Source organism: Pseudomonas sp. DE0010 (assembly GCF_007680745.1).
Classification (GTDB): Bacteria; Pseudomonadota; Gammaproteobacteria; order Pseudomonadales; family Pseudomonadaceae; genus Aquipseudomonas; species Aquipseudomonas parafulva_B.
In genome coordinates this window covers 1-280 of the sequence record NZ_VEJQ01000193.1, presented here as the reverse complement: position 1 = coordinate 280, position 280 = coordinate 1, and the positions used below count along the sequence as shown (strand labels likewise).

Annotated in this window: 1 protein-coding gene; it reads right to left on the bottom strand. The window is 65.0% G+C overall.

All coding sequences use genetic code 11. The features are described 5' to 3' along the window. A partial coding sequence (locus FS767_RS22210; RefSeq protein ID WP_305986802.1) for an aminoacyl--tRNA ligase-related protein occupies positions 1-280 on the bottom strand: 280 nt, incomplete at both ends.

Below are 280 nucleotides of genomic sequence, written 5' to 3'. Positions count from 1 at the left end.
GAAGCCGGCGGCCTTCAGCTCGGCATAGAGGCGATCGGTCGCTTCCTTCACCGCGGCATTTTCGTACTTCATTGGCACCAGGGCGATCTGGAAGGGCGCCAGGGCAGCCGGCCAGCGGATACCGCGCTCGTCATGGTTCTGCTCGATGGCGGCGGCGACCACACGGGACACCCCGATGCCGTAGCAGCCCATGGTCAGGGTGGTGGGCTTGCCTTCCTCGCCCAGTACCGACAGCTTCATCGCCTCGCTGTACTTGGTGCCCAGCTGGAAGATATGGCCC